The organism is Pseudomonas sp. B21-015 (assembly GCF_024749285.1).
Lineage (GTDB): Bacteria > Pseudomonadota > Gammaproteobacteria > Pseudomonadales > Pseudomonadaceae > Aquipseudomonas.
Genome location: NZ_CP087196.1, coordinates 2,219,122 through 2,235,416, shown reverse-complemented (window position 1 = coordinate 2,235,416; position 16,295 = coordinate 2,219,122). Strand labels below are relative to the sequence as shown.

The window sequence follows — 16,295 nt, the reverse complement described above, 5'->3', positions numbered from 1 at the left end:
GCAAGCGTAGTGAGTCAAGCCCGGCACGCCACAGCCTTACAACAATGATTTCAGCCGCTCATCCGGCCGAACCGACCGGACTGGAAGTCGGCGAAGGCCTGATGAATCTCCTGCTCGCTGTTCATCACGAACGGGCCGTGGCCGACGATGGGTTCGTCGATCGGCTCGCCGCTGAGCAGCAACACCACGGCGTCGTAACTGGCTTCCAGGCTGAGCTGATCGCCGTCGCGCTCGAACAGTGCCAACTGCCCTTCACGCACCCGTTCCTTTTGGTTGACCTGAACCGTGCCACGCAGCACCACCAGTGCCGTGTTGCGCCCTTCGTGCAGATCCAGGGTCAGCAACTTGCCGGCGTTCAAGCGAACATCCCACACGTCGATCGGCGTGAAGGTCCGCGCCGGGCCGCGATGGCCGTCGAACTCACCGGCAATCAAACGCAGGCTGCCAGCGTTGTTCTTGAGCGGGAGGCTCGGGATGTCACCGTCGACAATCGTCTGGTAACCGGGGGCGGCCATCTTGTCCCTGGCCGGCAGGTTGACCCACAGTTGAACCATTTCCAGCGTGCCGCCGGTTTTGGCGAAACCTTCGGAGTGGAATTCTTCATGGAGAATCCCCGAGGCCGCGGTCATCCATTGCACGTCGCCGGGGCCGATCTTGCCGCCGCTGCCGGTGGAGTCGCGGTGCTCCAGCTCGCCCCTGTAGACGATGGTCACCGTTTCGAAACCGCGATGCGGGTGCTGGCCGACGCCACGACGCTCGGTGGTGGGGGTGAATTCGGCGGGACCGGCGTGATCCAGCAGCAGGAACGGGCTGATGTGTTTGCCCAGGTTGTCGTAGGAAAACAGCGTGCGAACCGGAAAACCGTCGCCGACCCAATGGGCTCGTGGGCTGGTGTAGATACCGATGATGTTTTTCATCTTTCCTCCGAAACTGTTGTGTAGCGCGATGAACAAAGCTTAAAACCGCGGCACTTGGTGCGCTAGACTGCAAAAATCAGCCTTAGCGTTCTATTTGGAGAACGATGGTGGAAGACCTCAATACCCTTTACTACTTCACCCAAGTGGTGGAACACCGCGGTTTCGCCCCGGCCGGGCGCGCGCTGGACATGCCCAAATCCAAGCTCAGCCGACGCATTGCCGAGCTCGAAGAACGCCTCGGTGTGCGGCTGCTGCACCGCACCAGCCGGCATTGCTCGTTGACCGAAATCGGCCAGGCTTATTACCAGCGTTGCCTGGCCATGCGGGTGGAAGCCGAAAGTGCCGCCGAGCTGATCGAACGCAACCGTTCCGAACCCCAGGGCCTGGTGCGCATCAGTTGCCCCACCGCGCTGTTGAACACCTGGGTCGGGCCGATGCTGACCCGTTACATGCTCAAGTACCCGTTGGTCGAGTTGTTCATCGAAAGCACCAACCGCCGGGTCGATCTGATCCACGAGGGGTTCGACATCGCTCTGCGGGTGCGTTTTCCGCCGTTGGAAAACACCGACATGGTGATGAAAGTGCTGGGCAACAGCACCCAATGCCTGGTGGGCATTCCCGCGCTTGTGCAGCGCTTGTCGTCACCGCCCACGCCGGCCGACCTCAGCGGTCTGCCGAGCCTGCATTGGGGTGGCGCGCAGCGTGAATATCAGTGGGAGTTGTTCGGCGCCGACGGTGCCAGCGCGCTGATTCGTCATACCCCGCGAATGGTCACCGACGACTTGCTGGCCTTGCGTCACGCGGTGCTCGCCGGGGTCGGCATCGCCCACCTGCCCAAAGTGGTGGTGCGTGATGAGATTGCCGCCGGTCGGCTGGTGGAACTGGTGCCGGGCTGGACACCCAAGTGCGGGATCGTGCATGCGATCTTCCCTTCACGACGCGGGTTGCTGCCGTCGGTTCGTACCTTGATCGACTTTCTGGGCGAGGAATTCAGCCACAGCGATATGGCTTAGGGGCGGGGTTAAATTCCGACACCGAGTCGCGCCTTTCGCGAGCAAGCCCGCGAAGGCGTAAGACCACACACCATCAATGCCACTGAACCCTCACCCATTCATGACTTACGGTAAACAGTGCTTTGCCGATCCAGCGGTTTTTCTCAAGGGTCCGGCCGGGGATACTCCCGCCTGTTCCCACTGCAACCCCTGGAGTCATTGATGTCTATCCCTGCATTCGGTCTTGGTACGTTTCGCCTGCAAGGCCAGGTGGTCATCGATTCGGTGAGCACCGGTCTTGAACTGGGCTACCGGGTCGTCGACACCGCGCAAATCTACGAAAACGAAGCCGAAGTCGGCCAAGCCATCGCCGCCAGCGGCATTGCCCGTGAAGCGTTGTTCATTACCAGCAAAATCTGGGTCGCCAACTTTGCCAAAGACCGGTTGATCGACAGCCTCAAAGAGAGCCTGAACAAACTGCAAACCGATTACCTGGACCTGACGCTGATCCACTGGCCGTCGCCGGAAGATCAGGTGCCGGTCGAAGAATTCATGAACGCGCTGCTCGAAGCCAAACGACTGGGCCTGACCCGGCAGATCGGCGTGTCCAACTTCACGGTCGACCTGATGCAGCAGGCCATTGCCGCGATTGGCGCCGAGAACATCGCCACCAACCAGATCGAGCTGCACCCGTACCTGCAAAACCGCAAGGTCGTCGAATTCGCTCAACGCCAGGGCATCCAGATCACCTCTTACATGACCCTGGCCTACGGCGAAGTGCTGAAGGATCCGGTCATTTTGCAGATCGCCGATCGCCTTCAGGCAACACCGGCCCAGGTCACCCTGGCCTGGGCCATGCAACTGGGGTACGCGGTGATCCCCTCTTCCACCAAACACGCCAACCTGCAAAGCAATTTGCACGCCTGCACCCTGACCCTGAGCGACGCCGACATGGCGCTGATCGCGGGCCTGGATCGCGGCCTGCGGCTGACCAGCCCCAAGGGTATTGCGCCGCAGTGGGATTGAGTTTCAACCCTGGCTCAAGTGCTTATCCAGCACTGACATCGCGAGCTGCAATCGATCGACAGCTTCGTCGAGCAGCGCCGAATCCCCCACGTCGATGACACGCTCCAGTTGCTCGCAATGCTCGATCAAGCGCTGCGCCCGAACCATGCGCGCACCGCCCTTGATGCGGTGCGCCAGTTCTTGCAGGCCTGGGCGATTGCCACTGGCGTGCGCCTGGAGCAGATCATCCCGATCCACCCGGTTGGTCACCGTCAGTTCGCGCACCAGACAATCAATCAACGTACGGTCCGCACCGACGTATTGCTCCAAGCCACTGAGGTCCATTTCCGGCGTTGAGGGTTCCTCAATAGGTTCTGGCACCTGACTGGCAAACCTGGACGCCAGCCAAGCGTTCAAATCCGCTAGCAGGATGGGTTTGAACAGGCAGTCGTCCATGCCCGACTCCAGACAGCGCAGCTTCTCCTCGGGCTGCGCATTGGCGGTAAACCCCAGAATCAGCGTCGGCGGCAAGCGTTGGGCACGCTCTTCATCGCGTATGGCACCGGCCAGCTCATAACCACTGAGCCTCGGCATGTGGCAGTCGGTAACGACCAGATCGAACTCATGTTCGCGCCACAGCTCAAGCCCCCGCGCGCCCTCTTCAGCCTCCAGAACACGATGCCCCAAGTGGCTCAGCTGCCGTGAAAGCAACAATCGATTGGCCGGGTGATCGTCAACCACCAGAATCGTCAGTGGCCGCGTCGGCGCCTGCAACCCGATATTGCTCCCCACACTGGAAGGCAACGGTTGCAACGCGATCAGCTCAAGGTTGATATCAACCTGCGTGCCTTGTCCGAGGACGCTGTCGAGTTGCAAGCGGCCACCCATCATTTCGCACAGGGTGCGGCTGATCACCAACCCCAGGCCAGAACCGCTTCGAGCTGATTGTCGGCCGTTATCAGCCTGGATGAACGGGCTGAACAGCCGTTGCCGGTCGACAGCACTGATGCCAATGCCGGTGTCTTCAATGCGCACGTTGACCGCCAGCTGCCCCGACGCAACGGGCGCCACCCGCAGTGTCAGGCTCACCTCGCCCTCTCGGGTGAATTTGATGGCGTTGCTCAGCAGATTGGACAGCACCTGCTTGAAGCGTGTGGGATCGATCAACACCTCGCAGTCGCTGTGTTCGTCCAGATCGATTCGCCACGCCAGCTCGTTCTGCCGTGCAAGGCCGTCGAAAACCCGACACACCGACGCCACCAGCGCCCGCAGATTGGCCCGTTCAGGGATCAGGGATAAATGCCCGGACTCGATACGCGCGATATCCAGAATGTCGCCGATCAGCGCCAGCAATTGTTGTGCGGCACTGGACGCCACCTCAATGGCGCAACGGTCGGTGACCCCCTCATCCGCACGCTTCAGCGCCAGTTCGAGCATGCCGATCAGGGCGCTCATCGGCGTGCGTATCTCATGACTCATGGTCGCCAGAAAGGTCGTTTTGGCACGGTTGGCATCGTCCGCCAGATCCTTGGCGTCCTGCAATTGCTGCAACCATTGCTGGCGCTGGCGGATCTGCCGACGCTGCCAGGCGATCCAGCCCAGGGCGAGCAACAGCAAGACGCCAGCCACGGCAAACGCCTGAAGAATGCCCTGGCGATGACGCAGCCAATAGCTGTCATCCACCACCACATCGTGGCTCCAGCGCGTCACCAGATCGTCCATTTCCTGAGGCGAAATGCTCAGCAATGCCTTGTTCAGAATCGAGTGCAACTCCAGCGCATCGCGGGCGGTGGCCAAGGCGATGTGGGCGGGTTGATCGCCTACGGTGCTGCTGACGCGCAGACGCTCGCGATACTGCCGGGCGATCAGGTAACGGGCGACGATCAATGAACTGAGCGTCGCGTCAGCCTGCCCCTCGATCACCCACTCCATGCCCTCGGCCGGGCTTTGCACCTCGACCAGGCGCACCTGCGGCGCCTGGGCCTGGATGAACCCGAACAACGGATGACCGCGATAAATCGCCAGGCGCTTACCAGCCAGATCATCCAGCATCCTGGGGCTACCCTGGGTCGTTGCACTGACCAGCACAAACGGATTGCTGAGGTAGGCACGGGTAAAGAGCAACGTTTCTTCACGTTCGACACTGGGCGTGACCACGGGCAACAGGTCGATCTCACCGTCCTGGAGTTGCTCGATTTGCCGGTCCAGCGAGTGGCCGCGTTGCACCTCAAAGGTCAACCCGCTGCGCTGGCTGATCAGCGTCAGCAACTGCGCGGTCAACCCGCTGAGCCGGCCCTGGGCATCGTAGAACGTCAGCGGGGCAAAGTCGTCGATCGCGCCGACAGTGACCGTCGGATGCCGGTCCAGCCAGCGTTGTTCACTGGCGCTCAGACGCACCTGTTGCTGCCCCGCCGTACTGGCCCTGCCAGCACTCCAGCGCAACGTGATGACCGAGCGCTGGTCCATGGGAATCGCCGCCAGAGCCCTGTCGATGATGCCTTTGAGACGCGGGTTATCCGCCGCCAAAGCGAAGCCGAACGGATTGGCATCCAGACCGGAAGGCCCCGTCAGATGAACATTATTAAGGTAGTTGTTGTTGATCAGGTAATTGGCACTGATAAAGTCCCCCAGGTACACATCGTCTGGCCCGAATGCCACCGCGCCGAGCGCATCGAGTGCCGAGGGGTAGCGCTGCAAGGTCGCGTCGGGATAGAAGGTCTTGACCGTCTGGGCCGGCAGATAGTCTTCGACCATGGCGATACGTTTACCGGCCAGGTCGACGGGCATTCGCTCGTCCACTCGGGTGACCAGCATCGGCTGATCTTCGGCATAGGCTCGAGACCGGGTAAGCGCGGGGTCGGCCGCCTCGAAGTTGTTCGATGTTCCGAGCAGATCCAGCTCATGGCGTTTGAGGGCATCCATGGCGGCTTCACGAGTGGCATAGCGCAGCACGTCGATCTTGACGTGCAGCAGTTGCCCCAGCAGCTCGGCGTAATCGGCCGTGATGCCCTCCAGCTCATCGCGGTGGCGCGTCACCTCGAACGGAGGATAGTCCGGCCCCGTCACCCCGAGGCGCAGGACCCGTTTATCGCGTAGCCATTGCCAGTCCTTTTCATCCAGCTTGACCTCAAAACCCTCCACTGTGGAGCGCCCCAGCAGATACAACCGCTGCGGTTCGTCGGCCAGCGCCGGCGGAACCTGAATCACAAGGCACAGCATCAAGGCCATCAGAAAGATGCGCACGGTCGGGCTCACTCAGATCAGATGATTGCGCTTGGCGAAATCCCGCAGGTGCACCGCTGCGCTCAGCCCCAGTTTTTCGATCAATCGGTGTTTGTAGGTACTGACGGTCTTGACACTCAAATGCCGATGCTCGGCGATTGTCTTGTTGGGCATGCCCAGGGCCAAATCCCGCAGGATGGTCAGCTCACGGTTGGAGAGTTTGTCGACCATCTGTTTTTCGCTGTATTGCAGGGGGTCTTGCGATCCCGAAGGCAGCCGGGCGAAAAAGGTGTAGCCGGTCATGACCGCATGCACGGCTTTTTGCAACTGACTCAGGACGTTGCTCTTGGCGACATACGCCATGGCCCCGGCGCGCATGCAACGATCCTGAAAAAACTGCGGGTCCAGCGACGTGAACACCAGCACCAGGCACGGCAAGTCACTGGCCTTGATCCGCTCCAGCACATCCAGCCCGTCACCTTCGGGCATGACCAGATCCAGCACCACCAGATCGGGTGAATGCTCACGGAGCATCGACAACACCTCGCTACCGCTGGAGGCCTCGTAAATTCGTTTGAAACCCTCCTTCTCCAGTACGATTTTGACTGCGGCGCGTACCACCGGATGATCGTCCACAATCAGCACTGACTTCATGACAACTCCCTGTGCAAAGACTCGACGATTGCGCACGAATACGCTCCGGATAACGACGGACCGGACGCAACGGCTACCCAACGACTGTGGCATGGGAGGCAGGAAGAATATACCTGTCAGAAATGACAGTTCAGACGAACGGTAGCCCCGGAATCAACCGATCCGTTGTCGATTCCACTCGTGATCCGGGGACGGTGCGGCTTCACATACAGGCGAATCGATGAGCGCCATCAGCCGTTGAATGGACGCAAGATCCGGCTGCGCTGCGTGGCTTACCTGAACCCTCTGCTGAACCTTCTGTGGAAAACCGGCGGCGGCAGAAACCGGCGGCAACTGTGCCCGCCGGCCATCGTAGATCAAGGCGTGATGAACCTGACGGTTATCGAGGAAGAACCCGAACAGGTCCAGCGCCCCACCCGCCAACGAGGCATTGATGAGCACCAGATCGAACGGTTCGCAACCGTATTCGACCAGGGTCAGCATTTCCACAAGGCTTTGCACCGGAGCCACCCGGTGATAACCGAGCTGGTTGAACAACCGCTCGGTTTTCATCCGGTGAAAATGCTGCTCGTCGGCGATCAGGATACGCAAGGCTTTGTTCGGCAAAGTGGGGCCCCTGAAGGGTGACAGATTCGTGGTGGGGCAAGGCTACGGAAGACTTGTCGTGCTTTCTGTAGGACTTTTCCTAAAAAATGAGTGCCTCTGTTCGACTTGACGATCAAAAGATCACAGCCTGTGTAGGAGCTGGCGCAGCCTGCGATCTTTTGATTTTTATTAAAGCAAGATCAAGAGATCGCAGCCTTCGGCAGCTCCTGCGTTTGGCAGCATTACTGCCAACCAAACCGCCGGATGTAGAACCCTTTCACCGCTTGGGTCAGCGCCATGTACGCCAGCAGAATCACCGGCAGGAACACGAAATACAGCGACGGCAACGCCTGCAGTTTGAAGTAATGCGCCAGCGGCCCCATCGGCAGGAAGATGCCCACGGCCATGATCACGCCGGTCATCACCAGCAACGGCATGGCAGCGCGGCTTTGCAGGAACGGGACCTTCGGCGTGCGGATCATGTGCACGATCAGCGTCTGGGTCAGCAGCCCGACCACGAACCAGCCGGACTGGAACAGGGTCTGGTGGTCCGGGGTATTGGCATCGAACACGTACCACATCAAGGCAAAGGTGCTGATGTCGAAGATCGAACTGATCGGGCCGAAAAACAGCATGAAGCGCCCGACGTCCGCCGGCTGCCAGCGTTGTGGTTGTTTCAGCATTTCTTCATCGACGTTATCGAACGGGATGGCAATCTGCGAAATGTCGTAGAGCAGGTTCTGCACCAGCAGGTGCATCGGCAGCATTGGCAGAAACGGAATGAACGCACTGGCCACCAGCACCGAGAACACGTTGCCGAAGTTCGAGCTGGCGGTCATTTTGATGTACTTGAGCATGTTGGCGAAGGTCCGTCGCCCTTCCAGCACGCCCTCCTCCAGCACCATCAGGCTCTTTTCCAGAAGGATGATATCCGCCGCTTCCTTGGCGATGTCCACCGCGCTGTCCACCGAAATACCGATGTCAGCAGTGCGCAACGCCGGTGCATCGTTGATGCCGTCGCCCATGAAGCCGACCACATGGCCGTTACCCTTGAGCAGACGGACGATACGTTCCTTGTGCGACGGCGTGAGTTTGGCGAAGACGTTGGTGGCCTCCACCGCCACCGCCAGTTCGGCGTCGCTCATGCGTTCGATGTCGTTGCCCATCAGCAGGCCTTGCTGCTCCAGCCCGACTTCGCGGCAGATTTTCGCGGTCACCAGTTCGTTGTCGCCGGTCAGCACTTTCACTGCCACACCGTGGGCGGCCAAGGCCTTGAGCGCTGGCGCGGTGCTTTCCTTCGGTGGGTCGAGGAAAGCCACGTAGCCGATCAACGTCAGTGCCTGTTCATCGGCCAGGCTGTAAGTGTCGCGCCCCGCGATCATCGGCCGCGCTGCAACGGCAACGACACGCAGACCTTCGGCATTGAAGGTGGCAGTGACCTGACGAATCCGCGCCAGCAATTCATCGCTCAGCGCCTCGTCGGCATCGCCGTGGCGCACTCGGGTGCACACCGCCAGCACTTCATCCACCGCGCCTTTGCAGATCAGCAGGTGCGGCTGGTCACGCTCGGCCACCACCACCGACATGCGCCGACGGGTGAAATCAAATGGAATCTCGTCGACCTTGCGAAACGCCGTGCCGACTTTCAGCTCACGGTGGATTTCCACGTGCTCCAGCACCGCCACGTCCAGCAGGTTTTTCAAGCCGGTCTGGTAGTAGCTGTTGAGGTAGGCCATTTCCAGCACGTCATCGGAATCGTTGCCCCAGACATCGACGTTGCGGGCGAGGAAGATTTTGTCCTGGGTCAGCGTGCCGGTCTTGTCGGTGCACAGCACGTCCATGGCGCCGAAGTTCTGGATCGCGTCGAGGCGTTTGACGATGACTTTTTTGCGCGACAGGAACACCGCGCCCTTGGCCAGGGTCGAGGTGACAATCATCGGCAGCATTTCCGGGGGCAGGCCCACGGCGATCGACAGCGCGAACAGCAACGCTTCGGTCCAGTCACCCTTGGTGAAGCCGTTGATGAACAGCACCAGCGGCGCCATGACGAACATGAAGCGGATCAGCAACCAGCTGACTTTGTTGACCCCGGTCTGGAACGAGGTCGGCGCGCGATCGGTGGCACCGACCCGTTGCGCCAGCGCACCGAAATAGGTGTTGTTGCCAGTGGTGAGAATCAGCGCCATCGCTGTGCCGGACACCACGTTGGTGCCCATGAACAGAATGTTGTCGAGGTCCAGCGGGTTGTGGGTGTCGTTGTCCTGCTGGCGGGGAAATTTCTCCACCGGCATCGATTCACCGGTCATCGCAGCCTGGCTGACGAACAGGTCCTTGGCGTTGAGTACCCGGCAATCGGCGGGAATCATGTCACCGGCCGAGAGCACGATCAGGTCGCCCGGCACCAGTTGTTTGATCGGCAGTTCGAGGCGTTGCGCACCGTTGTCCGCCACCTCCCGACGCATCACCGTGGCGGTGTTGCTGACCATCGCCTTGAGGGCGTCGGCGGCCTGGTTGGATTTGGTTTCCTGCCAGAAACGCAGCAAGGTCGAGAGCACCACCATCGAGAAAATCACGATGGCGGCTTTCAGGTCTTCGGTCAGCCAGGAGATGACCGCCAGCAAGGTCAGCAGCAGGTTGAACGGATTTTTGTAGCAGTGCCACAGGTGCGTCCACCACGGCAGCGGTTGCTCGTGCTCGACTTCATTGAGGCCGTATTGTTCGCGCAGCGCATCGGCCTCGGGTTCACTCAGGCCGTCAGGGTGGCTGCCGAGGGTGTCCAGCAATTGGCCGGTGTCGCTGTTGGCGGCGACGACCAGGGTTTGCGCAAGCGTCGGCGGGACTTCACGACTGACCGTGGTGTCAGTGAAGCTTTCCAGCAACGCCAACCGGCGGAAGTGCCTGCCGATATGGCGGGTACGCAGGAATCCGGCGAAGAATTCTTTGAGCAAGGTAAGGTTCATGGCAGTGCCCCCCAGGGTCAGCCGGGAAACCGTCGAGCAGGCGTGTCGAGGCGCTGCGATGACGACACGGAGTCGAACATTACACGCGGTTGAGCGTCGATGAGAGGGACGTCGGGAGTCGGGCCGAAAACCGGCCACGATCGGGATGCCGCTACTCGCTTTCCGGCGAGATAACGGCACAAAAGGCTGCGCGTTATCTTGCCGGGAAAATGCCGGTTACCGAGACCGGCCGACAACTGTCACTCGAACAAGTACCCACTGTGGGTCTCCGCTATTGATGAAAACGCGCGAAGCTTACGCCGCGATTTCTAGAGAGTAAACGCTGCAAAGGCGTGTGATGGGGGAATCGCGGGGTTCTTCAGGAAGTGTTCAGGATTCAAGATTTGTGGGACTCTTTCGGGCTCCTTCGCGAGCAGGCTCGCTCCCACAGTGGATCTTCAGTGAACACAGAGTTTGTGTAAGACAACGATCAAATGTGGGAGCGAGCCTGCTCGCGATGGCGGCCCTTACAGCCGCAACAAATCTCAGCTGGCAGTCGCCAACAACACATCCATCACCGACCGCCCCTGCCCACGCGACCTGCCATGGTCATACAGCGAGCCGGCAATTTCATCGGCACGGATCGGCAGGATCGACAGCAAGGTGTCGCTCAAGCCGTGGCTGGCCTGGCAGAAGCCCTGCATGTAGATGCCGGCCTTGCAACGCTCGTCAGTGATCAGCTTGTAGTTGCGATCGACCTCGAAATCGCCCAGGTACTGTTCCAGAGGCGCCAGCAGTTTGCGGTGCATCTGGCGCTCGTAACCGGTGGCCAGCACCACAGCGTCGTAATGGCGAACCGTGATTTCACCGGTGGCGTTGTTGCGCACCGCCAGCTCGATACCGCGCTCGGTGGCGGTGGCTTTTTCAACGGTGGTCAGGGTACGGAACGCATGGCGCGCGATGCCCGAGACTTTCTGCCGGTAGAAAATGCCATAGATGCGCTCGATCAGGTCGATGTCCACCACCGAATAGTTGGTGTTGTGGTACTCGTTGACCAGACGCTCGCGCTCACTGCTGGCCTGCTGGAACACCAGGTCGGTGAACTCCGGCGAGAACACTTCGTTGACGAAAGGGCTGTCATCGGCCGGCTTCAGGGCCGAGCCACGCAGGATCATGTCCACCTGCACCGACGGGAAGCTGTCGTTGAGGTCGATGAAGGCTTCCGCCGCGCTCTGCCCGCCGCCGATGATCGCGATGCTCATCGGTTGGTTGTTCACGCATGGCTGCCTGGCCATGCGCTCCAGGTACTGGGAGTGGTGGAACACCCGAGCGTCATCCTTGAGCGCCTTGAACGCTTCGGGAATGCGCGGTGTACCGCCAGCACTGACCACCACCGAACGGGTGGTGCGCACCTGCTGCAAACCCTGGGTATCGCGAGAAATCACCCGCAGTGCCTCGACCTGCTGGTTATGCAACACCGGCTCGATAGCCAGCACTTCCTCGCCGTAGCGGCTCTGCTCGGTAAATTGCCCGGCGACCCAACGCAGGTAGTCGTTGTACTCCATGCGGCACGGATAGAAGGTGCCAAGGTTGATGAAGTCCACCAGACGACCGTGGTGCTTGAGGTAGTTGACGAAGGAATACGGGCTGGTCGGGTTACGCAGCGTCACCAGATCCTTGAGAAAGGAAATCTGCAGTTCGCTCTGGGTGACCAGGGTGTTGCCGTGCCAGCGGTAGTCCGCCTGCTTGTCGAGAAACAGCACATCCAGCTCGCCCTGGCTCGGCCCGCGCTCTTGCAGGGCGATGGCCAGGGCCAGGTTCGAAGGGCCGAAACCGACGCCGATCAGGTCGTGAACGATGGGCGATGCAATTGCCTGTGTCATTTCCAGTGTCCTCTGGATAAACCCCGGAGCAGCGGGGATAAAGCCTGGGTGACCTGACCGGCCTTTGGCGGCAGCAGATCGTCTGTTGAATAGGAACGAGGACAATGAAAAAAAATTTAACGCGGCCTGATTAAGGAGCATCCCACTGGCGCATGCGCACCCGGCAATGCTTCATGGCATTGACGATGTGCTTTTCCACCAGCGCCCGGGAAATCCCCAGGTGCTCGGCGATTTGCGGGTGCGACAAGCCTTCGATCTTGCGCAACAGAAAACTCTCGCGACACAGCCGTGGCAACTCCGCCAGCGCGCGCTGGAGCATGTCCAGGCGCTGACCGTGATCGAGGCTGTTGTGGGGCGAGGGGATGAAGTAGCGCTCTTCGCTGTCGAGCACGTCCAGGGATTCGACCTGACGCAAGGCATTGCGGCGGTGGTCGTCGATCACCAGGTTGAGCGCGGTGCGATAAAGGAACGCCCGGGGTTGCTCGATCGGCGTGTCGCTGGAACGCTCCAGTACCCGCAGATAAGCGTCATGCACCACATCTTCGGCCACCTGACGGTTGCCTAGCTTGGCGTTCAGGAAACACACCAGCTCGCGATAGTAGTTTTCCAACATGACTCCCGGCCGCAGAGGGTGCGGTTTCTATCCTTGAGCCAGATCCGCGACCGCCAGGTAGGCAGCGGCACGATGCTGGCGATTTCGAGTGTGTAATTTATAGTAATTCTCATATAGATTTAAAGCGCTGTTTCCATTTGCCTGATAAATAGTGCTGTCCTATACCTGTAACCCTTGCCTGTCACGCTATGCGTCCACGCTTAAATTCCGCGCCTCCTCCATCGTTTACAGGACAGCTCCCCGTGTCTGTCGGCCCTCCGACAGCGTCCAGCTGTCGGCAGATGTTGCCTATCGGCTGAGCGACGGGCCGAATCCTATTGGCCGGAACCCTGCATGAAACGTCCCCGTCACACCCGACGCGCCCTGCTTGTAGCCCTTTGTCTGATCCCCGTTATCGCCGTCGCGGCCTGGCAGTTTCTGCCTCCCGGCCGTGATCGGTTCGCCACGGTCCAGGTCGCTCGCGGCGACATTGAAAGCAGCGTCACGGCGTTGGGGACCCTGCAACCGCGACGTTATGTCGATGTCGGTGCCCAGGCCTCGGGGCAGATTCACAAGATCCATGTGGAGGTCGGTGACGTGGTCAAGGAAGGCCAGTTGCTGGTGGAAATAGACCCCTCCACCCAACAGGCCAAACTCGACGCCGGACGCTTTTCCATCGACAACCTCAAGGCACAGCTTCAGGAGCAACGGGCACAACACGACCTGGCCCGGCAGAAATATCAACGCCAACAGCACCTCGCCGCCGGCGGCGCCACACGGGACGAAGATGTGCAAACGGCCCAGGCCGAACTGCGCACCACCCAGGCCCGCATCGACATGTTCGAGGCGCAGATCCGCCAGGCCCAGGCCAACCTGCGCAGCGATCAGGCCGAACTCGGCTATACGCGCATTTACGCACCGATGAGCGGAACGGTCGTCGCCCTCGATGCCCGGGAAGGCCAGACCCTCAACGCCCAGCAACAAACGCCGCTGATCCTGCGCATCGCCAAACTGTCGCCCATGACGGTCTGGGCCGAGGTCTCGGAGGCTGATATCGGTCACGTCAAACCCGGCATGACCGCCTGGTTCACCACACTCAGCGGCGGCAACCGGCGCTGGAGCAGCACGGTACGGCAGATCTTGCCGATACCACCCAAACCGCTGGACCAGGCCAGCCAGGGCGGCGGCAGCCCGGCCAGTTCCAATAAAAGCGGCACCGGTCGCGTGGTGCTGTATACGGTGCTGCTGGACGTCGACAACACCGACAACGCGCTGATGGCGGAAATGACCACCCAAGTGTTCTTCGTCTCCCACCAGGCCAAAAACGTCCTGACCGCGCCGGTCGCGGCGTTGCAGGGCGGCCCGCAGGCAGACCGTCAAACGACTCGGGTGGTCGCCCAAAACGGTGCCATCGAACAACGGACGGTGCGCACCGGCATCAGCGATCGCCTGAAGGTGCAGATCCTCGACGGACTGGACGAAGGCGATCACCTGTTGATCGGCCCCGTCGACGGCAGCGGAGGCTGAATGCAAACGCCCCTGATCGACCTGCAGGACATTCGTAAATCCTATGGTGGCGGTGACGCGCCGCACGTCCACGTCTTGCGCGGCATCGACCTGTCGATCCACGCCGGGGAGTTTGTGGCGATCGTCGGCGCTTCCGGCTCCGGCAAGTCAACGCTGATGAACATCCTCGGTTGCCTCGACCGGCCAACGTCCGGCGAGTATCTGTTCGCCGGCGAAAACGTCGCCCGACTCGACAGCGATGAACTGGCCTGGCTGCGCCGCGAGGCGTTCGGTTTCGTGTTTCAGGGTTACCACCTGATTCCCTCCGGCTCGGCCCAGGAAAACGTCGAGATGCCAGCGATCTACGCTGGCACCCCAGCGACCGAGCGCCACGCCCGCGCCGCCGCCCTGCTCGACCGCCTGGGCCTGGCCGAGCGCACCGGCAACCGTCCGCACCAGCTCTCCGGCGGGCAGCAGCAACGGGTGTCCATCGCTCGCGCCTTGATGAACGGCGGCCACATCATTCTCGCCGACGAACCCACCGGCGCCCTCGACAGCCACAGCGGCGCCGAGGTCATGGCACTGCTCGACGAACTGGCGAGCCAAGGCCATGTGGTGATCCTCATCACCCACGACCGCGACGTCGCGGCCCGGGCCAAACGCGTGATCGAAATTCGCGATGGCCTGATCATCAGCGACAGCGCCCGCGACAACCCTGCCGCCCAGACCTCGGCCAATCCCGGTGCGCTGCAAGCGGTGGATTTGCGCAAGCGGCTGAGCGAAGGCAGCGAGGCCACCGGTGCCTGGAAAGGTGAACTGGTGGATGCCGTACACGCGGCCTGGCGGGTGATGTGGATCAACCGCTTCCGCACCGCCCTGACACTGCTGGGGATCATCATTGGCGTGGCCTCGGTGGTGGTGATGCTGGCCGTCGGTGAAGGCAGCAAGCGTCAGGTCATGGCGCAGATGGGCGCCTTCGGCTCGAACATCATTTACCTCAGTGGCTCCGCCCCCAACCCGCGTACCCCGCCGGGCATCGTGACCCTCGATGACGTCGCGGCGCTGGCCAGCCTGCCGCAGGTCATGCGGATCATGCCGGTCAACGGAGCGGAAGCCGGGGTACGTTTCGGCAACCTCGACCACCTGAGCTACGTCGGCGGCAACGACACTCATTTCCCGGCGATTTTCAACTGGCCAGTGGTCGAGGGCAGCTACTTCACCGAGGCCGATGAACGCAACGCGGCCGCGGTCGCGGTGATCGGCCACAAGGTGCGCAGTAAATTGCTCAAGGATGTCGCCAACCCCATCGGCCAATACATCCTGATCGAAAACGTGCCCTTTCAGGTCGTCGGTGTGCTCGCTGAAAAAGGCGCCAGTTCCGGCGACTCCGACAGCGACAACCGGATCGCCGTGCCCTACTCGGCCGCCAGTGTCCGGCTGTTCGGCACCCACAACCCCGAATACGTGGCCATTGCCGCGGCCGATGCGCGCAAGGTCAAAGAGACCGAAAAGGCCATCGAACAGTTGATGCTGCGCCTGCACAACGGCAAACACGATTTCGAACTCACCAACAATGCCGCGATGATTCAAGCCGAGGCGCGCACGCAGAATACCCTGTCGCTGATGCTCGGTTCGATTGCGGCGATTTCGCTGCTGGTGGGCGGGATCGGCGTGATGAACATCATGCTCATGACCGTGCGCGAACGGACCCGGGAGATCGGTATCCGTATGGCCACCGGTGCCCGTCAGCGCGATATCCTGCGCCAGTTCCTCACTGAAGCGGTGATGCTCTCGGTGGTCGGCGGAATCGCCGGCATCGCCCTGGCGCTGATCGTCGGCGGGGTATTGGTGCTCAGCGAAGTCGCGGTCGCCTTTTCCCTGGCGGCCGTCATCGGCGCCTTCGCCTGCGCACTGATCACCGGCGTTGTCTTCGGCTTCATGCCGGCCCGCAAAGCTGCCCGGCTCGACCCGGTCACGGCCCTTACCAGTGAATGATCGAT

The 16,295-nt window shown here is 61.1% G+C and carries 11 protein-coding genes; 4 read left to right on the top strand and 7 right to left on the bottom strand.

The features are described 5' to 3' along the window. Nucleotides 1-50: 50 nt before the first annotated feature. Nucleotides 51-917 (bottom strand): pirin family protein, encoded by an 867-nt coding sequence (locus tag LOY38_RS10170; RefSeq protein WP_258699908.1) that lies wholly within the window; start codon nucleotides 915-917, stop codon nucleotides 51-53. Nucleotides 918-1,021: 104 nt separating this feature from the next. Here LOY38_RS10170 and LOY38_RS10165 point away from each other — a divergent pair, with 104 nt between their 5' ends. Together LOY38_RS10165 and dkgB are read left to right on the top strand one after the other, a co-directional pair. Further along, nucleotides 1,022-1,930, top strand: a complete 909-nt coding sequence (locus tag LOY38_RS10165; RefSeq protein WP_258699907.1) for a LysR substrate-binding domain-containing protein — start codon at nucleotides 1,022-1,024, stop codon at nucleotides 1,928-1,930. Nucleotides 1,931-2,131: 201 nt separating this feature from the next. Further along, a complete protein-coding gene (dkgB, locus tag LOY38_RS10160; protein WP_258699906.1) occupies nucleotides 2,132-2,935 on the top strand; it encodes a 2,5-didehydrogluconate reductase DkgB in 804 nt (267 codons plus the stop codon). 3 nt (nucleotides 2,936-2,938) lie between these two features. On the opposite strand, the gene LOY38_RS10155 is transcribed toward dkgB, so the two are convergent. The 6 genes from LOY38_RS10155 to LOY38_RS10130 form a co-directional block, all read right to left on the bottom strand. Then, nucleotides 2,939-6,169 carry a transporter substrate-binding domain-containing protein gene (locus tag LOY38_RS10155; protein WP_258699905.1) on the bottom strand — a complete coding sequence of 1,077 codons (3,231 nt, stop codon included), beginning with the start codon at nucleotides 6,167-6,169 and terminating at the stop codon, nucleotides 2,939-2,941. Continuing rightward, nucleotides 6,170-6,790, bottom strand: coding sequence for a response regulator transcription factor (locus LOY38_RS10150; RefSeq protein WP_258699904.1), 621 nt, complete (start codon nucleotides 6,788-6,790; stop codon nucleotides 6,170-6,172). It lies immediately after the preceding gene. Nucleotides 6,791-6,943: 153 nt separating this feature from the next. Then, nucleotides 6,944-7,396: a response regulator gene (locus LOY38_RS10145; protein WP_258699903.1), complete on the bottom strand. Its 453-nt coding sequence runs from the start codon at nucleotides 7,394-7,396 to the stop codon at nucleotides 6,944-6,946. Between the two features lie 221 nt (nucleotides 7,397-7,617). Further along, entirely contained in the window at nucleotides 7,618-10,335 is a 2,718-nt protein-coding gene (mgtA, locus tag LOY38_RS10140) for a magnesium-translocating P-type ATPase (RefSeq protein WP_258699902.1), read from the bottom strand. Nucleotides 10,336-10,859: 524 nt separating this feature from the next. Next, the gene (locus LOY38_RS10135) at nucleotides 10,860-12,197 is read right to left on the bottom strand and encodes a lysine N(6)-hydroxylase/L-ornithine N(5)-oxygenase family protein (RefSeq protein ID WP_258699901.1); all 1,338 of its coding nucleotides are present in this window, start codon (nucleotides 12,195-12,197) and stop codon (nucleotides 10,860-10,862) included. Between the two features lie 130 nt (nucleotides 12,198-12,327). Next, entirely contained in the window at nucleotides 12,328-12,810 is a 483-nt protein-coding gene (locus LOY38_RS10130) for a sigma-70 family RNA polymerase sigma factor (RefSeq protein WP_309475868.1), read from the bottom strand. Nucleotides 12,811-13,143: 333 nt separating this feature from the next. Between LOY38_RS10130 and LOY38_RS10125 the strand changes: the two genes are divergently transcribed. Together LOY38_RS10125 and LOY38_RS10120 are read left to right on the top strand one after the other, a co-directional pair. After that, a complete protein-coding gene (locus LOY38_RS10125) occupies nucleotides 13,144-14,316 on the top strand; it encodes an efflux RND transporter periplasmic adaptor subunit (protein ID WP_258699900.1) in 1,173 nt (390 codons plus the stop codon). Next, nucleotides 14,317-16,290: a MacB family efflux pump subunit gene (locus LOY38_RS10120; RefSeq protein ID WP_258699899.1), complete on the top strand. Its 1,974-nt coding sequence runs from the start codon at nucleotides 14,317-14,319 to the stop codon at nucleotides 16,288-16,290. Nucleotides 16,291-16,295 lie beyond the last annotated feature (5 nt).